This window comes from Streptomyces sp. NPDC056160, from assembly GCF_042268205.1.
Classification (GTDB): Bacteria; Actinomycetota; Actinomycetes; order Streptomycetales; family Streptomycetaceae; genus Streptomyces.
Genome location: NZ_JBHJUW010000043.1, coordinates 13,771 through 30,328 on the forward strand (window position 1 = coordinate 13,771; position 16,558 = coordinate 30,328).

The 16,558-nt window shown below is 72.8% G+C and carries 17 protein-coding genes and 2 pseudogenes; 6 read left to right on the forward strand and 13 right to left on the reverse strand.

The features are described from left to right. Positions 1 to 46 precede the first annotated feature (46 nt). Positions 47 to 1,132 (forward strand): hypothetical protein, encoded by a 1,086-nt coding sequence (locus tag ACFC02_RS17985; RefSeq protein ID WP_376357601.1) that lies wholly within the window; start codon positions 47 to 49, stop codon positions 1,130 to 1,132. Positions 1,133 to 1,144: 12 nt separating this feature from the next. Then, positions 1,145 to 1,444: pseudogene (locus ACFC02_RS17990) on the forward strand (TlpA family protein disulfide reductase); the annotation flags it as partial. Between the two features lie 89 nt (positions 1,445 to 1,533). On the opposite strand, the gene ACFC02_RS17995 reads toward ACFC02_RS17990, so the two are convergent. The 4 genes from ACFC02_RS17995 to ACFC02_RS18010 all read right to left on the reverse strand — a co-directional run bounded on the left by ACFC02_RS17995 (position 1,534) and on the right by ACFC02_RS18010 (position 4,734). Then, complete coding sequence (locus ACFC02_RS17995; RefSeq protein WP_376357603.1) at positions 1,534 to 2,463, reverse strand: DMT family transporter; 930 nt, start codon at positions 2,461 to 2,463, stop codon at positions 1,534 to 1,536. Between the two features lie 316 nt (positions 2,464 to 2,779). Beyond that, on the reverse strand, positions 2,780 to 3,580 hold the full coding sequence (locus ACFC02_RS18000) for a ribonuclease BN (protein WP_376357605.1): 801 nt from the start codon (positions 3,578 to 3,580) through the stop codon (positions 2,780 to 2,782). A gap of 63 nt (positions 3,581 to 3,643) precedes the next feature. Then, positions 3,644 to 3,916, reverse strand: coding sequence for a DUF3040 domain-containing protein (locus ACFC02_RS18005; RefSeq protein ID WP_376357607.1), 273 nt, complete (start codon positions 3,914 to 3,916; stop codon positions 3,644 to 3,646). Between the two features lie 257 nt (positions 3,917 to 4,173). Continuing rightward, positions 4,174 to 4,734, reverse strand: a complete 561-nt coding sequence (locus tag ACFC02_RS18010) for a hemerythrin domain-containing protein (RefSeq protein WP_376357610.1) — start codon at positions 4,732 to 4,734, stop codon at positions 4,174 to 4,176. Between the two features lie 281 nt (positions 4,735 to 5,015). Here ACFC02_RS18010 and ACFC02_RS18015 point away from each other — a divergent pair, with 281 nt between their 5' ends. Then, on the forward strand, positions 5,016 to 6,653 hold the full coding sequence (locus ACFC02_RS18015; protein ID WP_376357703.1) for a cytochrome bc complex cytochrome b subunit: 1,638 nt from the start codon (positions 5,016 to 5,018) through the stop codon (positions 6,651 to 6,653). A gap of 65 nt (positions 6,654 to 6,718) precedes the next feature. Here the strand turns inward: ACFC02_RS18015 and ACFC02_RS18020 are convergent, their stop codons facing one another. From ACFC02_RS18020 to ACFC02_RS18040, 5 genes and pseudogenes are all read right to left on the reverse strand, one after another. Continuing rightward, positions 6,719 to 7,192, reverse strand: coding sequence for an SPW repeat protein (locus ACFC02_RS18020; RefSeq protein WP_360961392.1), 474 nt, complete (start codon positions 7,190 to 7,192; stop codon positions 6,719 to 6,721). A 120-nt stretch (positions 7,193 to 7,312) separates the two neighbouring features. After that, positions 7,313 to 7,705: a cytochrome c oxidase subunit 4 gene (locus ACFC02_RS18025; protein ID WP_360961389.1), complete on the reverse strand. Its 393-nt coding sequence runs from the start codon at positions 7,703 to 7,705 to the stop codon at positions 7,313 to 7,315. Continuing rightward, positions 7,702 to 9,420, reverse strand: a complete 1,719-nt coding sequence (gene ctaD, locus ACFC02_RS18030) for a cytochrome c oxidase subunit I (protein WP_376357706.1) — start codon at positions 9,418 to 9,420, stop codon at positions 7,702 to 7,704. The genes ACFC02_RS18025 and ctaD overlap by 4 nt, the downstream gene beginning before the upstream one ends. Positions 9,421 to 9,498: 78 nt before the next feature. Next, positions 9,499 to 10,624, reverse strand: a pseudogene (locus ACFC02_RS18035) (B12-binding domain-containing radical SAM protein); the annotation flags it as partial. Positions 10,625 to 10,627: 3 nt separating this feature from the next. Beyond that, entirely contained in the window at positions 10,628 to 11,431 is an 804-nt protein-coding gene (locus ACFC02_RS18040) for an RNA polymerase subunit sigma (RefSeq protein ID WP_376357615.1), read from the reverse strand. A 268-nt stretch (positions 11,432 to 11,699) separates the two neighbouring features. Here ACFC02_RS18040 and ACFC02_RS18045 point away from each other — a divergent pair, with 268 nt between their 5' ends. Continuing rightward, the gene (locus ACFC02_RS18045) at positions 11,700 to 12,827 is read left to right on the forward strand and encodes an enolase C-terminal domain-like protein (protein WP_376357618.1); all 1,128 of its coding nucleotides are present in this window, start codon (positions 11,700 to 11,702) and stop codon (positions 12,825 to 12,827) included. 175 nt (positions 12,828 to 13,002) lie between these two features. Next, the gene (locus ACFC02_RS18050; protein ID WP_376357621.1) at positions 13,003 to 13,797 is read left to right on the forward strand and encodes an SAM-dependent methyltransferase; all 795 of its coding nucleotides are present in this window, start codon (positions 13,003 to 13,005) and stop codon (positions 13,795 to 13,797) included. 61 nt (positions 13,798 to 13,858) lie between these two features. On the opposite strand, the gene ACFC02_RS18055 is transcribed toward ACFC02_RS18050, so the two are convergent. The 3 genes from ACFC02_RS18055 to ACFC02_RS18065 form a co-directional block, all read right to left on the reverse strand. After that, positions 13,859 to 14,059, reverse strand: a complete 201-nt coding sequence (locus ACFC02_RS18055) for an antitoxin (protein WP_360961375.1) — start codon at positions 14,057 to 14,059, stop codon at positions 13,859 to 13,861. A gap of 144 nt (positions 14,060 to 14,203) precedes the next feature. Next, complete coding sequence (locus ACFC02_RS18060) at positions 14,204 to 14,683, reverse strand: ATP-binding protein (protein ID WP_376357624.1); 480 nt, start codon at positions 14,681 to 14,683, stop codon at positions 14,204 to 14,206. A 190-nt stretch (positions 14,684 to 14,873) separates the two neighbouring features. Beyond that, on the reverse strand, positions 14,874 to 15,029 hold the full coding sequence (locus tag ACFC02_RS18065; protein ID WP_360961369.1) for a DUF6131 family protein: 156 nt from the start codon (positions 15,027 to 15,029) through the stop codon (positions 14,874 to 14,876). Between the two features lie 169 nt (positions 15,030 to 15,198). Between ACFC02_RS18065 and ACFC02_RS18070 the strand changes: the two genes are divergently transcribed. After that, the gene (locus ACFC02_RS18070; RefSeq protein WP_376357629.1) at positions 15,199 to 15,621 is read left to right on the forward strand and encodes a hypothetical protein; all 423 of its coding nucleotides are present in this window, start codon (positions 15,199 to 15,201) and stop codon (positions 15,619 to 15,621) included. Between the two features lie 60 nt (positions 15,622 to 15,681). On the opposite strand, the gene ACFC02_RS18075 is transcribed toward ACFC02_RS18070, so the two are convergent. Next, entirely contained in the window at positions 15,682 to 16,470 is a 789-nt protein-coding gene (locus ACFC02_RS18075) for a polysaccharide deacetylase family protein (protein WP_376357632.1), read from the reverse strand. Between the last annotated feature and the right edge of the window lie 88 nt (positions 16,471 to 16,558).

Below are 16,558 nucleotides of genomic sequence, written 5' to 3' on the forward strand. Positions count from 1 at the left end.
CCGCCGCGCCTGTTTGAACCCGTCCCCATCCGTGCACCCCTCAGACATGGAGGACCGCGACCGGCCGGAGCAGGGACCCGCCTGCTCCGTCGACCTCTCCCACCGCGTACGGGTCCACTGCCCCGTGGGCAAGGGGCCCGAGGCGGTCGTCGTCGACCCCGAGGGGCGGCGCGTGTACGTCGCCTGCTCGCGCAGCGACGCGGTCGTCGCCCTGGACCTGGACCGGGCGGCCCTCGTGTGGCGGGCCGAGGTGGGCCGGGAGCCGATCCCGATCGTCCTGGACCGGCCGACCGGGCGGATCTTCTCGGCGGACGCGCGCTCCGACACGGTCACGGTGCTCGACGCCGTGACCGGCGCCCGTCTCGCGCAACTGGCGGTCGGGGCCTACCCCGCCGGGCTCGGCCACCACCCGGGGCTGCGCCGGGTCTACTCCGGCAACACCGCCGACGGCACGGTCACCGCCATCGACGCCGACCGTCTGGAGGTGGTCGGGACGGTGCCCGCCGAACTGGGCGCGGGCAGCATCGCCGTCGACACCGAGCGCGACCGGGGCTACTGCGCCAACTTCATGGCCGGTTCCGTCACCGTGTTCGACGCCGCCGCGCTGCGCCCGCTGGAGCGGATCGCCGTGCGCGAGGGCCCCTGCAAGGCGGTGGCGAACCCGGCCGCCGGACACCTGTACGTGGCCAGCTCCCTGCACGGCACGGTGACCCGGGTGGCGCTCGCCACCGGCGCCGTGCTCGACGAGGTGCCCGTGGAGCGGGCGCCCGTCGGCATGTGCGTGGACGCGGCGGGCGAGCGGCTGTACGTCTGCAACCGCGGCGCCGGCACCGTGAGCGTCCTGGACACCGCGGCCGGCCGCGAGGCCCACCGCATCACCGTGGGCAACGCCCCCGGGGACTGCGCCCTCGACCCCGTCTCCGACACCCTGCTCGTGTCCAACGCGGGCAGTGGCACCCTCAGCTTCGTGCACCGCCCCTGGCTGCCGGGGCCGGTCCTGCCCGCCGTGCATCCCCTGGTGGGCCGGCCGCTGCCCGCGTTCGAACTGCCCGATCTGCGCGGCGGCCGCATCCGCACGTCGCGGGAGTGGGCCGAGCGCAAATACGTGATCAACTTCTTCGCCAGCTGGTGAGGCCCGTGCAACGCGGAGGCGCCGGTCCTCGAAGAGCTGCGCCGCCGTACGGCCCGGTCCGGGCTGGACGTCATCCTGATCAACGTCTGGGAGAACACCGACCCCCGGCAGGAGGCGGCGAACTTCGCCGCGGTCTGGGACATCGGCGCCACCGTGCTCCTGGACGGCACGGGCGAGTACGCCGCCCGCCTGGGCATCCGCGGCGTCCCCACCAATGTGCTCGTCGACGGCCGGGGCATGGTGCGCACGGTCGGCGGCACCACCCCCGCCGAACTGCACGCGGCGGTGGAGGCCCTGCTGAGGGAGGAGTGAACTCCCCGGAAGGAGACTCGGAGGGGGCCCTCGGGGATCTCCAGGGGCCCCCTCCGCGGGAGAGACGGCGCGGACCCGCGCGTGCCTGGTCAGGACCGCTGGGAGGCGGACCGCGCGGCGTCGGGCCCCGGCCCGCCCCGCTCGTCCGGCGTGGTGTCCCAGCCGCCGTCCGTGGCCGTGGCACGGGCCAGCCCCACACTGCCCGCACCGATGAGGGCGACCCCGATCGCCTCGGGCACCACCCGCACCCCGAGCCCGATGTACTCCTGGAACAGCACCCAGCCCAGGGCGACGCTCGTCAGGGCGTCCCCGAGGGTGAGCGCGGGCTGGGACGCCGTCAGGCTCCCGGCGCGAAAGGCGCTCTGCAGCAGCAGGAAACTGAGCCCGCCGACCACGAGCGTCGCGTACGGCGGCCACTGCGTCAGCACGGCGCCCACGCCGCCCTGCCCGAGCCGCCCCATGACCTCCTTGAGCAGCGCGGCCGTCGCCGCGAACGACACCGCGGACGCCAGCCCCAGCAGTGCGGCCCGCGCGGCGCCCCGCACCAGGCGGGACGCGGTCACGACGGCGGCCACCACGCCGAGGACCACCGCGCCCACCAGGAGCCAGAGGTGGGGCTCGGCCGTGGTCTGCCCCTTCGAGGGCGAGGCCGCCCCGAGGAAGAGGGAAAGACCCACGGCGAGCGCGGCGAACGCCAGCCAGGTCCGCCGGTCCGGCAGCCGCCGGAAGACGACGCTGCCGACGGCCAGCGTGAACAGCAGCTCGCTGGCCAGCAGGGGCTGGACCAGCGACAGACTGCCCACGGCCAGCGCCGCCGCCTGCAACAGGGTGGACAGCCCCAGCAGCCCGGCGCCCGCGAGCCAGTACGGACGCCGCAGCACCCGTACGAGCCAGCGCAGCGCCTGACGCGCCCCGGAGCCGCTCGTGGACTCGTCCGTCGCGGCCCGCCGCTGGAGCACCGACGCCGAGGCGTTGGACAGGGCCGCGCACAGCGCGAGCACGATCGTCAGTGCGCTCACCGGCGTTCGCCCGGGTCCGTGGGCCGGCCCGCGGCCGGGCACGGGCGCCGCGGCGTGCACCGGGACGGACCGCGGTGACCGGCCCGGACGCCCGCCGTCCGGGCGACGGCGGCTCCGATCGCTACGGCGGCGGAGCGGGACCGGGCAGGAGCGTGGGACACGGCGACCGACCTCGGCTGCGACGGGAAGGCGGGGCCGCGCAGCCGGGCTGCGGGCACCCCGCGATTCGGACGGGCTGGGCGGTCACGGAGTATCCCGCCGCCCGCTTCACCAAACCTGCGCGGGGCCGGGTGCCCCGCCCGGCCCGCCGGGCGCGCTACTTCCTGTGCGGCATCCAGTGGTGCTCGCAGAACCAGCGGCCGAACATGGCGCCGCCGTAGACGACGAAACCGACCCCCGTGAGCCACGACTCGACGACGAGAACGATCCCGACGGTGCCGTAGCTGATCGCGTTGTCGACGATGAGCGGAGTGAAGACCAGGTAGGAGAAGACGCGCAGGCCGCCCAGACCGATCATGGTGGCCAGAGCGCCCGGCAGCAGGGTCCGCCAGCGCAGCTGTCCGCCCAGCAGGAAGTGCTGGCCCCACCAGAAGAACAGCGCCCCCGTCGTCGCGGACACCGCGATCCGGGTCAGGCCGTGGAACTGGTGCCCGTTCAGCACCTCCTGGTACAGGTACGCGGTCAGTACCCCCAGCCAGGTGACCTGCCGCCACACCCGGTGCCAGGGTCCCGGCGGCAGGCCCCAGATGCGTTCGTAGCCGTTCTGGACACTGCCCGCGAAGGACACCCCGAACACGGCCAGCAGGATCCCGCCCCACACGCTCGTGGTGCCGATCACCTTGACCGGCGGGGTGATGATGTCGGTCAGGACCCGGGCGGAGCGGCCCGACAGCCCCATGCCGTCCACGAGCCACGACGCGAACCCGCCCTCGCCGAGCGGATCGGCGGCGGCCACGACGATGAGCAGGGGCGCCAGCGTGACGAGGGAGAGGGTGGCGAACCCCATGGCCCGGTGCATCAGCTCCAGGTCGCGGCCGCGCCGGACCAGGGCGTAGGCGCCGAGCCGGTGCTCCAGGCGGAGCACCGCCTGCCGGACCCGCGGCACGTGGCGCTTCACGACCGCCACTTTGCACGCGCGCCCGCCCGGCCGCAACGCACGGGCGTCCACCCGGCCCAGCCGTCACCGGCCATCCCGCTCCTGACCGGTCCCCGTCGGATGCTCCCGGACCACCTGCGGCGGCCTGGGGTGCTCGGCGGCCGTGCCGGCGGCGAGGGCGGAGGCGAGGGCGAGCAGGGCCAGGACGACGGCGGCGAGGAGGAACGCGTGCCGCCGGCCCGCCGTCCTCGGGCGGGGGGCGGTGATCTGCTCGAACGTCTTCAGCTTCGACGCCAGGAGCGGGTCCTGCGTCACCAGGTGCTTCTCGATCCGCGCGAGTTCGCGATCGACGTTCACGGGCGGACTCCTTCGGGTCCGGCGCTGCGGCGGATACGGCGTTGGCCGCGGGCGTGCCGCCGGCGGGCCCCGGCCCACCGGGTACGCGAAGAAGGACCCGGCCCCCGCACGGGCAGTGCGGTGCGGTCCGTAGCTCCGCAGTACCCCTCAGGGCGAGGGCCGACGCGCCGAATCCACCACGAGCGCCCCGCGTCACCACCGCGGTGCGACCACCGGGAACACGCCGTCGCCCCCGGCCATCCGGAGGCCGGGCCTTCTCACCTGCGTCCGCGGCGCGAGGCCAGATCCCTCAGGCGGTCCAGCGGGCCCCAGACCTGGGCGGTGAGTCTGACCAGAGGGGCCGCGTCCGGGGCGGCGGGCCGGGGGCGGGTCGGCGCGGACGCGGCGGCGGTGCGCGCCCTGGCCCCCAGCTCCCGCAGCGCTTCGGCGGGGCACAGGGCCTGCAGGCGGGGGAAGAGCAGCTGCTCCTCCTCGACGATGTGCTCCGTCGCCCTGGTGACGACCGCGAGCAGCAGCCGCCCGAACTCCTCGCCGTCCGGGGCGGCGGCCTCCAGGTCCACCAGCAGCTCCTCCAGCTCCTGGTGCGCGCTCAGTTCGCGCTCCGCCCACCGGTCACCGTCCGGCAGGTACCGGCGCACCGCCGGGTGGAGGCAGGCCTTCTCCACGACCGTGTGCCGCACCAGCTCCGCACAGGCCCGCTCGACCAGGGCCGACCGCTCGCCGCTGCCCGGGCGGGTGGACCGGATGCGGTCGAAAAGGCCCCGGATCCGCTGGTGGTCCCGCGTCAGCTGGCCGACGATGCCGCTACGACTGTCCACTCCTGCTCCTCGCTGAGGCGCCGGGCCGCTCGGCGCTCGCCTCGCCGACCGGTCCGTCGCGACCGGCACCACGGGGGTCCGCCGTGTGGCAATGGGGGTGCTCCCGGCACGCCTGCGCGATGCGCCCGGAGCGCACACCCAAGATTGAAGCACCTGGCAGGCGGGCGTTGCGTGCCCGCCGCGCCACCGGGCCGCCCGGCGGACGCCGGAGACGACATGTGTCACGGCGTGCGACGTCATGACACGTACAGACGCGTGAGGGGCGTGATGCGGGCGTGCTGATGCGGCGGCGCAGGGCGCGGGTCGAGGCGAGGGCGCGGCAGGCCGCGTTCCAGGCGTACGTCGTCGCCGACCGCAGGGCGCCGGTCTCGGAACTGGCCGGGCAGTTGCTGCGCAAGGCGTTCCCGGACCACTGGTCCTTCCTGCTGGGCGAGATCGCCCTGTACAGCTTCGTCCTGCTGGTGCTCACGGGGAGCTTCCTGACGCTCTTCTTCGATCCGAGCCTGGCCGAGGTGCCGTACCGGGGGACGTACGGACCGCTGCGGGGACTGCTGGTCTCGAAGGCGTACGAGACCACCCTCGACCTGAGCTTCGGCGTGCGCGGCGGGCTCCTGATGCGGCAGATGCACCACTGGGCCGCCCTGGTCTTCGTGGCGGCCATCGGGGTGCACATGCTGAGGATCTTCTTCACGGGCGCCTTCCGCAGGCCGCGTGAGATCAACTGGTTCGTGGGCGTGACCCTGTTCCTGCTGGCCCTCCTGGAGGGGTTCTGCGGCTACTCCCTCCCCGACGACCTGCTCTCCGGCACGGGGCTGCGCACCGCCAACTCCATCGTGCAGTCGATCCCGGTGGTCGGCACGTACTTCGCCTTCTTCGCCTGGGGCGGCCCCTTCCCGGGGCAGGCGATCATCCGGCGGCTGTACATCGTGCACGTCCTGTTCGTGCCGGGGCTGCTGGTGGCCCTGATCACCCTGCACCTGATCATGGTGGTGTACCTGAAACACACACAGTGGTCCGAGCCGGGAAAGACCAACCGCAACGTCGTCGGGCAGCCCATGTATCCCTCCTTCGTCGGCAAGTCCACCGGGCTGCAGCTGATCGTGTTCGGCGTGATGGCCGTCCTGGCGGGGATCGCCCAGATCAACCCCGTCTGGGACTACGGCCCCTACGTCCCCGACCAGGTCTCCACCGACGCCCAGCCGGACTGGTACGTCGGGTTCCTGGAGGGCGCGCTGCGGCTGATGCCCGGCGTGGAGTGGAACGTCGCCGGACACACCTTCATGTGGAACGTCGTACTGCCCGCGGTGGTGCTGCCTGCCCTGCTGTTCCTCCTGCTCTACTGCTACCCGGCCTTCGAACGGTGGATCACCGCCGACCTGGTGGAGCACCACCTGTGCGACCGGCCGCGCGACCGGCCCGTGCGCACCGGCCTCGGCGTCGCGGCCGTCGTCTGGTACGCCGTCCTGCTGCTGGCCGGCGGCAACGACGTGATCGCCACCACCTTCCAGGTCTCCGTCAACGGCCTCACCTGGATCTTCCGGGCGGCGTTCTTCCTGGGGCCCGTCCTCGCCTATCTGATCACCAAGCGGATCTGCCTGGCGCTGCAACGGCACGAGCGGCAGCTGCTGGAGGAGGGCGAGGAGACGGGCGTGGTGTACCAGGACCTGCCCGGCGGGATGGCGGAGAGCCATGAGGGCATCGACCCGCGGCACCGCTACAAGCTCCTGGTCAGGGACATCCCGCTGCCGCTGGAGCACCCGGGCCCGGGTGCTCCGCTGCGGCGCCGTCTGCAGGCCTCGCTCAGCGCCTGGTACTACGGCCGGCGGGTGGACATGCCCACCACGGCGGAGGAGCGCCTGCAGATCGCCGGCCGCACGGCCGATCCGGTGGCGGGCGGTGCGGGCCCCGCCGGGGAGTGACACACGCCGTGTCCGCACGGGGCGTGCGGGCACGACGTGTTCCTTCGTGTCAGCGGTGGGTTGTGTCAGTGGTGGGCGCGACGACCGCGTCCGACGCCGATCGTCAGCCCCATCGCGGCCAGACCCAGGGCGGCCGTCACCGCACCGACCCAGCAGTTGTTCCAGATGATGCCCGCCCGCGCGCCGTGTGTGAGGGTGACCACCCACGGGGAGATGAACAGCCACACGCCGAGCGGCACGAGCGCCCACGCCAGCCTGAACATGCGTTCCGGGGCCAATGCCAGGCCGAGCCCGATCACGCCGATGGTGATGCCGACGATCAGGTTGTTGACGGTGAGGGCGGGCTGGATCGCGAAGTGCACGACCCACGGTGAGATCGCGGCGTAGAGGCCGGCCAGGACGACCAGGCCCTCGATGGCGATCGCCGGGCCGCTCGAGGCGGTGCGCTCGAGCCGTTCCCGCATCTCCGCCATCTCGGGATGCGAGCCCATCATCTCCGGATGGGCGCCCGTGTCACTGGAGCGATGTGGATACGACATTCCTGTCGTCTCCTCTCCAAAAGGGGGTTCCTTTGCTCTATGCAAGGGTTCCCCCGTACGGGTGACTTATGCGCCATTTATCCCGAAATCTCATGTAAGTCCCGCGACTCCGCCGGGCGGTCAGCCGTCCTGGCGGCCCACGAACGCCAGTACCATGCCGATCAGCCCGGCGGCGAGGACTCCGAAGCCGATCATGAAGAGCCAGAACCCGTACACGACCCCGACGGCGCACAGCGTGACCCCGGCGGCGGTCACCACCGGGTGCCCGCTGTGCGGGGGGAAGAAGTCGACGCGACCACTGCGCTCGCGGATCTCCCCGGTGGCCCGGTCCTCCGGGCGCGCGCCCTTGCGCCGGTGGTTGATCAGGCAGAAGAAGGCGATCACGGACGACATGAAGCAGGACACCGTCAGCGCGGCGATGCCCGCGGGCTCCCGCGCGAACCAGATGTAGGCCGCGTCGGTGAGCAGGAAGAACACGGCCACGCCGGCGAAGAGGTAGGCCTCGGATTTCATTCGCTCTGCGTCCCCAGGGTGTCGGGTGTGGGCTCCGCGGCCCCGTGCCCGGCGGGCGGCAGCTCCCGCAGGACATCGGGATGGTGCAGGTCGAAGGCGGGCGAGTCGGACCGGATGCGCGGCAGCGCCGTGAAGTTGTGCCGGGGCGGGGGACAGGACGTCGCCCACTCCAGGGAGCGGCCGAACCCCCACGGGTCGTCCACGTCCACCTGCGTGCCGTGGCGGCCCGTCCGCCACACGTTGTAGAGGAACGGCAGGGTGGACAGGCCGATCAGGAAGGCGCCGATCGACGAGATGGTGTTGAGCGCCGTGAACCCGTCGGCCGCGAGGTAGTCGGCGTAGCGCCGCGGCATGCCGCTCTCACCGAGCCAGTGCTGGACGAGGAAGGTCGTCTGGAAGCCGACGAAGAGCGTCCAGAAGTGGATCTGGCCCAGCCGCTCGTCCAGCAGCTTCCCCGTGATCTTGGGCCACCAGAAGTACAGGCCGCCGAACGTCGCGAAGACGATCGTCCCGAAGAGCACGTAGTGCAGGTGGGCCACGATGAAGTAGCTGTCGGTGAGGTGGAAGTCCAGCGGCGGGGAGGCGATGAGGACCCCGCTGAGCCCGCCCAGCAGGAAGGTGACCATGAACCCGACCGTCCACAGCATCGGGGTCTCGAAGGAGAGACTGCCCTTCCACATCGTGCCGATCCAGTTGAAGAACTTCACCCCGGTGGGAATCGCGATCAGGAACGACAGCATGGAGAAGAACGGCAGCAGGACCCCGCCCGTGGCGAACATGTGGTGGGCCCACACGGTGGCCGACAGCATGGTGATCGCGATGGTCGCTCCCACCATGCCGACGTACCCGAAGACCGGTTTGCGGCTGAAGACCGGGATGATCTCCGTGACCACGCCGAAGAACGGCAGCGCCACGATGTAGACCTCCGGGTGGCCGAAGAACCAGAACAGGTGCTGCCACAGCAGTGCCCCGCCGTTGGCGGGATCGTAGATGTGCGCGCCCAGCTTGCGGTCGGCCTCCAGCGCCAGCAGCGCCGCGGTGAGCACCGGGAAGGCCAGCAGCACCAGGATCGAGGTGAACAGCACGTTCCAGGTGAAGATCGGCATCCGGAACATGGTCATGCCCGGCGCGCGCAGGCACAGGATCGTCGCGATGAAGTTGACGGCGCCCAGGGTGGTGCTCAACCCCGCCACGACCAGCCCCATGGCCCACAGGTCGCCGCCGTGCCCGGGGCTGTGCTCGGCGCTGTTGAGCGGCGCGTACGCGAACCAGCCGAAGGGAGCCGCGCCCAGGTCGACCGCGAACCCCGACACCACGGTGATCCCGCCGAACAGGAAGAACCAGTAGGTCAGGGCGTTCAGCCGGGGGAAGGCGACGTCCGGGGCACCGATCTGCAACGGCATGATCGCGTTGGAGAACCCGGCGAACGTCGGTGTCGCGAACAGCAGCATCATGATGGTGCCGTGGATCGTGAACAGCTGGTTGTACTGGTCCTCGTTCATGATCTGCAGCCCCGGACGGGCCAGTTCCGCCCGCATCAGCATCGCCATGATGCCGGCGGCCATGAAGAAGCCGAACGAGGTGACCAGGTACAGGTTGCCGATCTTCTTGTGGTCCGTCGTGGTCAGGTAGTCCCGGACCCGTTCGCCGGTGCCGGCCCGGGGAGGACGCGCGGGCCGCCGCGACGCCTCCAGACCGGGATGTGTGTGTGACATGAGCGTCCTCCACGCGCTGAACCAGTGACTCGCCGCCGCCTCAGGGCGTCCGGTCGGCCGGCCCGTCCGAAGGCCGGGCAGCCGCCGGGACTCGGTGTGCCAGATCCCCGTGCCCGGATAGGGGGTCATCACCGTCAGGTGCACGATCTCCGGCACGGACAGGGCGAACTCGCGCACCGGGCGGAAGCGTTCCTCGTCCCAGGCCGGATCGACGGTGAGGTTGACGGCCACGTTGATCCCCAGCCGCCGTGCCGTGTGCAGAGCACGGAAGTTGTCGTCCGGGTCGACTCGCTCGCGGAACAGGTCCGGGCCCTCGGAGTCCAGGGCCTCCATGCCGAGGAACATGTAGCGCAGGCCCGGCCGGGTCCAGCGCTCGAACACCTCGGTGTTGCGCAGCAGCACGTCGGCGGGTCTCCAGGGAGTACTGCTTGCGGACCCCGCGGCGTTCCAGCTCGGCGGCGATGTCGTTGCCGTGCTCGGGCCGGATGAAGGCGACGTCGTCGACGATGAAGACGTCCGGCTCGGCGGTGGAGGCCAGCTCGTCCGCGGCGGCGCGCGGGCTCGCCTTGCGGTAACTGCGTCCGGAGGAGGTCCAGGCGGAGCAGAAGGAGCAGTCCCACGGGCAGCCGCGGGTGAACTCGATCGAGGCGCAGGGGTCCAGCTCGCCGATGAAGTAGCGGCGGCGATGGCGCATCAGGTCGCGCGCCGGGCACGGCTCGTCGATGCCGTGCATCATGAGCGGCGCCGGACCGTGCCCGTCCGTCGTGACGATCCCGGGAACCTCCTGCAGGCCCCCCTCGCGCACCGCCCGCAGCAGCGGCGCCACGGCCGGTTCCCCCTCGCCCCGCACCACCGCGTCGACGGCCCCGCCCGCCTGGCGCAGCACGTCGTCGGCGACGAAGGAGACGCTGTGCCCGCCGAAGAAGACGAAACACCGCGGCAGCACCTGTTCGACGGCGCGGGACAGGCCGATGGCCTCCGGGATGTTCGCCAGGTAGTTGAGCCCGAAGCCGACCGCCTCGGGCCGGAAGGAGTGCACGACCTGGCGCGGATCCCGGTGCCGCAGCACCTGGAGGTCGACCACCCGCACCTCGTGCCCGGCGTCACGGGCCGCCGCGGCCACCCGCTCCAGGCCGAGCGGCTCCAGCCTGAGGAAGATCTCCGAGTACATCAGGGCACTGGGATGGACGAGCAGGACGCGCATGGATCACCTCGGGTTCCGCGGCGGGAAGCGGGGGAGTGGCCGCCCGCCGGTGGGCGAGAACAGGCATCGGCGGTGTGGCGCGGCGGTGGCCCGGCGCCCGAGGCGGCGCCCGCGCGCCGGCGGCGCGCCGCACCGCCACACCCGGCGGTCCCGCGGCCGCGCGCAACTCGGCGCGGCCGGACGGGACATGTGTGTCCGGGCCGGACCCACTGCCCGGGCCACCCGCCACCGGGTCGGCGGCTCAGGGAAGGACGGGCCCGGCACCCGGCGCTCCCGCGCGGGCAGGGCGCGCGGCCCGGCCCGCGGCGCCACCCGCTCGGTGGCCGGGTCGGGCGCGGGTTCCCAGGCGCCCGGCGTCTCGGCCCGCGGCCCCGCGCGGCCGGACCCGCGCTCCTCGTCCAGCGGTGCCGGACGCAGCGCCCGCTTTGCCCCGAGGGCCGGCCGGACGTCCTCCAGAGCCGTCCCCGCGGCCCGTTCCGGCCCGGCCGGCCTGCCGCCGTGGCCGTGCCCCGAGCGGCGCGGCGGCACCTGGTCCGCCCGCGGCCGGTGCTCGTCCCACCGGGCCCTCAGGCCCCGCAGGCCCCCCGCGCAGTCGCGCACATGACGCCGGACCTTCCCGGCCACGGTCGGCACCGCGTACGGCAGGAAGGCGTGCTCTCGCCGCGGGCCGCACCGGCCGACCGTCTCGACCGAGCCCGTGCAGGCGACCCGGACGAGGCCCTCGTCGCCGCCGGAGTGCGTGCCGCAGTGCCGGGAGGGCAGGGTGCGACGGGCACCGCGTCCCGGGACGCTGGTCGAGGTCTGCACGGCGGGTTCCCATCGGTGGACGGCTGCGCCCGGCGTCCAGGACGGGTCGGGATAGGCGCACGGAGTGCTTCATTCGGACCCGCTCCGCGACCGCCTCATGCAGGACTTCCGCCGCCTGCCGCGCACGTTCCGCCCCAGGGGTGACCCACCCGGTGTGTCGCGCCCGCCGTGTGCGCCGGGACGGTGGCCCGTTGGGCCGTGCCGTTTACGCACCCGGCCCGCGGGTCACACGCACAGAACGGCAGCGCCGACCCCGAAGGAGACAGCCATGGAGCCCGCGCGGATCGACGCCGTCGACGTCCACGCCTTCGAACTGCCCACCGACGGGCCGGACGGCGAGGAACAGGACGGCACCCTGGAGTGGGGCTCCACCACCATGGTCCTCGTCCGGGTGCACGCCGGCGGACGGACCGGCCTCGGCTACACGTACGGGGACCTGTCGGTCGCCGCTTTCCTGTCCGGCACGCTCGCCCCGCTGCTGACGGGCCGGGACATCTGCTCGCCGCCGGCGCTGTGGGAACTGATGGGCCGGCGGATCCGCAACGCCGGCCGCCCCGGCGTGGGCGCCATGGCCGTCTCCGCCGCCGACATCGCCCTGTGGGACCTCAAGGCCCGGCTGCTGGAACTGCCCCTGGTCCACGTCCTGCCCGCCCACCACGACCGGGTGCCGGTCTACGGCAGCGGCGGCTTCACCAACTACCCCCAGGACCGCCTCGCCGAGCAACTGGCCGGCTGGGTCGAGCAGGGCATCCCGCGCGTCAAGCTCAAGACCTCCCGCGACCCCGGGCGCGACCCGGGGAGGCTGACCGCCGTGCGCCGGGCGATCGGCGACGAGCCGGAGGTCTTCACCGACGCCAACGGCGCGCTGGGCCGCAAGGAGGCGCTGTACTGGGCGCACCGGTTCCACGAGGAGTGGGACGTGCGGTGGTTCGAGGAGCCGGTCAGCTCCGCGGACATCGAGGGCCTGCGGTTCCTGCGCGAGCACGGCCCGGCCCGGCTGGAGATCACCGCGGGGGAGTACGCCTACACCAGCCGCGACTTCGTCAACCTCGTCGAGGGGGACGCGGTGGACTGCCTCCAGGCGGACGTCACCCGCTGCGGCGGCATCACCGCACTCCTGGAGGTCGCCGGACTCGCGGCGGCCCGGCACCTCGACCTCTCCGCCCACTGCGCCCCGGCCGTCTCCGCCCATGCCTTCTGCGCCGTGCGGCGGCTGCGGCACCTGGAGTACTTCCACGACCACGTCCGCTTCGAGCACCTGGTGTTCGACGGCACCCTCCCGCCCGACGGCGGAGCCCTGCGGCCCGACCCCTCCAGGCCCGGCCTCGGCCTGGACGTCAAGTGGGCCGACGCGGAACCGCACCGCGTGTACGGGGAGCGACCGGCCCCGTCGTGACGCGCGGCGCGTCAACTCGCCGTGACGCGCGGCGCGTCAACTCGCCGTGACGCGAGGCGCCCCCACCTCGCCGTGACGCCGGGCACGCCCAACTCGCTTACGGGGACGGGAAACAGTGTGCGAGACTGCGGTGATCGACATCACCGCCTGATCCACTCGCACGACGGAGTCCGCCATGGCGACCGGCACCCCCGACCTCCCGTCCCCGCAGATAGACACCAGCAGGGCACATCCCGCCCGGGTGTACGACTGGCTGCTCGGCGGCAAGGACAACTACCCCGTCGACGAGGCCGTCGGCCGCAAGCTGCCCTCCGCGGCCCATGACGCCGCCCGGCAGAACCGCGCGTTCATGAACCGGGCCGCGGCCTGGCTCGCCTCCCGCGGCCTGGACCAGTTCCTCGACGTCGGCACGGGCATCCCCACCGAGCCGAACCTGCACCAGATCGTCCAGCGCACCGTCCCCACCGCCAAGGTCGTCTACACCGACAACGACCCGATCGTGCTGCGCCATGCGGAGGCCCTGCTCGTCAGCCGGCCCGAGGGCGTCACCGACTACATCGAGGCCGACGTACGCCGCCCGGACCAGATCCTCGAACACGCCCGCAGGGTGCTCGACTTCGACCGCCCCGTGGTCCTCTCGCTGATTGCGCTGATGCACTTCGTCCCGGACGACCAGGACGCCCACGGCATCGTCCACGCACTGCGCGCCGCGCTGCCCCCGGGCAGTTACCTCGTGCTCTCGCACGCCGCTTCCGACCTCTATCCGGAACTGGCGCGGCAGGTCACCGCCGAGTACGCCAAGGGCGGCATCCGCCTCGGTTTCCGTACCCGTGGGGAGGTCGCGCGCTTCTTCGACGGCCTCGATCTCGTCGAGCCCGGCCTCGTGACGGCGACCGAGTGGTACCAGCGGCCCCCGGCGCCGCGCCCCGAGGGCAGCGGCATCTACGCCGGCGTCGCCCGCGTTCCCTGACCGGGCACCGCCGCCCCGGTGCGCGCACCGTAATGAACGTCCTCAGAGGGTGAGCCGCGGGTCAGCGCGGCGGCTGGCCGGTGCCGGGGCCCCGGTCCTGGTCGCCGAGCTGCTCCCGGAGCTTGTCCTGGCCCGTGTCCACCTGGCCGCGGTACTTGCCCTGGGTGCGTTCGTCGATGTAGTCACCGCCCTTGTCGATGCCCTTGCCGGTCTGCTCCTCATGCCCCTTGAGCAGCCCCTTGAGCTTGTCCATCATGCTCATCGCGTACTCCTTCACGGCTTCACGGCGTGGTCCCCTCCAGCATGGCCCGGCCGTCCCGGCGACGCATCCGCAGCCGGAGGCCGCGGGCGCCGGCGGACGGCCCGGGAGAAGGCCTGGCACCCTGCCGGACCGGCCACCGGCGGCTCAGCCCTCCCGTGACGGGGAGGGCAGCCGCAGCTGAGCGGTGATCTCCTTGCCGCTGTCACGGTCCGTGACGGTCAGGCTGCGGCTGAGCGCGCCGACGATTTCGAGCCCGTGCCCGCCCACCCGGCGGCCGTCGCGCGGCCGGGGCCGGGGCGGCCGGGGCGAGGTGTCCCATACGCTGATCCGGACGAGCCCGGTCTCGGGCTCCGCTTCCAGGCGCAGCCCGCAGGGGCCCGGAGCATGCCGTACCGCATTGGCGATCAGCTCGCTGACCACCAGTTGCGCGTCCTGTTCCACGCGTTCTGGGACGGGTGTGCGGCCGGTGACACGAACGCGGTCCAGGAATCTGCCCACGGCCGCGCGAGCTTCCGCGGCGGTGATCGCCCCGCTGTCCCAGCGGGCGTCCCAGCGCAGTGCGGCGGGCGTGTTCCTGTACCGGTCCGGCTCATCCGACGCCTTCTGCCTAAGCGGGATGGCCATACGGTTGCCTCAAACTGTCACATTGTGTTACTGCTCTTCCGATTCTCCGGTTACCCAGACCCACGCGGAATAGACCGGGTCCGTGCACGCGGTGGGCCAAGTGGGTACGGCGGACCCGCGCGGAGCGGAGCGCCGGCTGGGCGCGGCACGCGCGGGAGAGCGGATGACGGCGGGGCGACCGTGCGGACGGTCACCAATAGTGGCGATGGCCGGCCACGGCGTGCCCCATGGAGCCGAGCACCCACAGCACCGCGCCGATCACGGCCAGGATGATGCCGATGGTCCACAGGATCGAGATGCCGGTGACGAAACCGACGACGAGCAGAATGACACCGAGGAGGATCATGACCGCCTCCTGTTAGGGGTAGTACTCCTCCACTGTGCACCCAAAAAGGCGCAAGTGGGTATGTACGCACAGAAAACAGGGCAGTCAGGGTCGGTCGCTCGTACAGGACTTCCACGGTTGTGCTGGTCCTGCTCCCATACAGGGTTTCTCGTCAACGGAGGTGCGTTCGGTGCGTACAGGACTGCTGCGTTCGGTCGGGGCGGCGACGGCCGTGTACGGAGTCGTGGCGGCGTACCGCCCGGACTGGCTGGCCCGCCCGGTGGGCCTGGTGGACCCGGAGGGGAACACCCATCCGCACACCGCCATGGCCCTGCGCCCACTCGCCTGGCGCGACGCGGCGAGCGGGCTGGCCATGCTGCTCGCCCCCCGCGGCCCCGCCCTGGTCACCGCCACCCTCGTCCGCATCGCCTCCGACGTGGGCGACGCGGCGCTGTTCGGGACGGGCGTCACCGGACGCGTCCGCCGGGCGGCCGCCGTCGCGACCGCGCTGGGCTGGACCGCCGTCACGGTCGCGGCCCTCGCCGCCAGTCGGGAGGCCGGGCCCGCCGCACCGGCCGGGGACGGCGACGGCCGGGCGGCGCGCCCCGTCTGAACCGACAGGAGCGCACCACCCGGCCGCCGCCCACCTCACGCCGTACCCGGCCGGGCGCGGTCAGCGCACCGGGAAGCCGAAGGAGTACCCCTGCTGCTTCAGCCAGGGCAGCACCTCGCGCAGGGCGGCCACGGTCTGGGCGCGGTCGCCGCCCGCGTCGTGGAAGAGGACGGTCGGCCCGTTGCGGACCTCCTGCTTTACGGTGGCGACGATGGCCGCGGTGCCGGGGTGCTCGAAGTCCTTGGTGTCCACGTTCCAGCCCAGCGGACGCATCCCCCGGGAGGCGGCGAGCTGACGGCTGTACGGGGTGAACGCCCCGCCCGGTGCCCGGTAGTACATCGGCCGGACGCCGCCCGACGCCTCCGTGATCATCTTCTCGGCGTCGAGGATCTCCCGCGACTGGTAGGCCTGCGACTTGTGGTCCATGGCGGTGTCGTGCGACACCGTGTGGTCGCACAGCCGGTGCCCGGCGGCCACCACCGCCTTCACCATGTCCGGGTACGCCTTCGCCTGCGTGCCGACCATGCAGAAGGTGGCCTTCACCCCGTTCTCCCGCAGCACCTGGAGCACCTGCGGCGTCCAGTGGGGGTCCGGCCCGTCGTCGATCGTGATGTTGACGCCCCGGGCTCCCTTGTCCGAGGCGTGCGCGATGGTCACCGCCACCTTCGCGGCCGAGCCCTGCGCGCCCGCCGCGTCCGCGCTCGCCGACGCGTCCGCTTGCGCCTTGCCCCCGCCCGAGGGATCGGCCTGCGCGGTCCACACCGAGGTGGCGGCGGCCACCGCAGTCACCCCGAGAGCCGCCGCCAGCACCCGCCCGTGCCAACCCCGTCCGCCGCCATGCCGCACCATGTCCCGCCCCGCTTCTCGCCGTCTTCCGTGTTGCCGTGCACCCAGGATGACGGGGAAACCCCCCCGGGGGATCCCGCTGTTACCGATC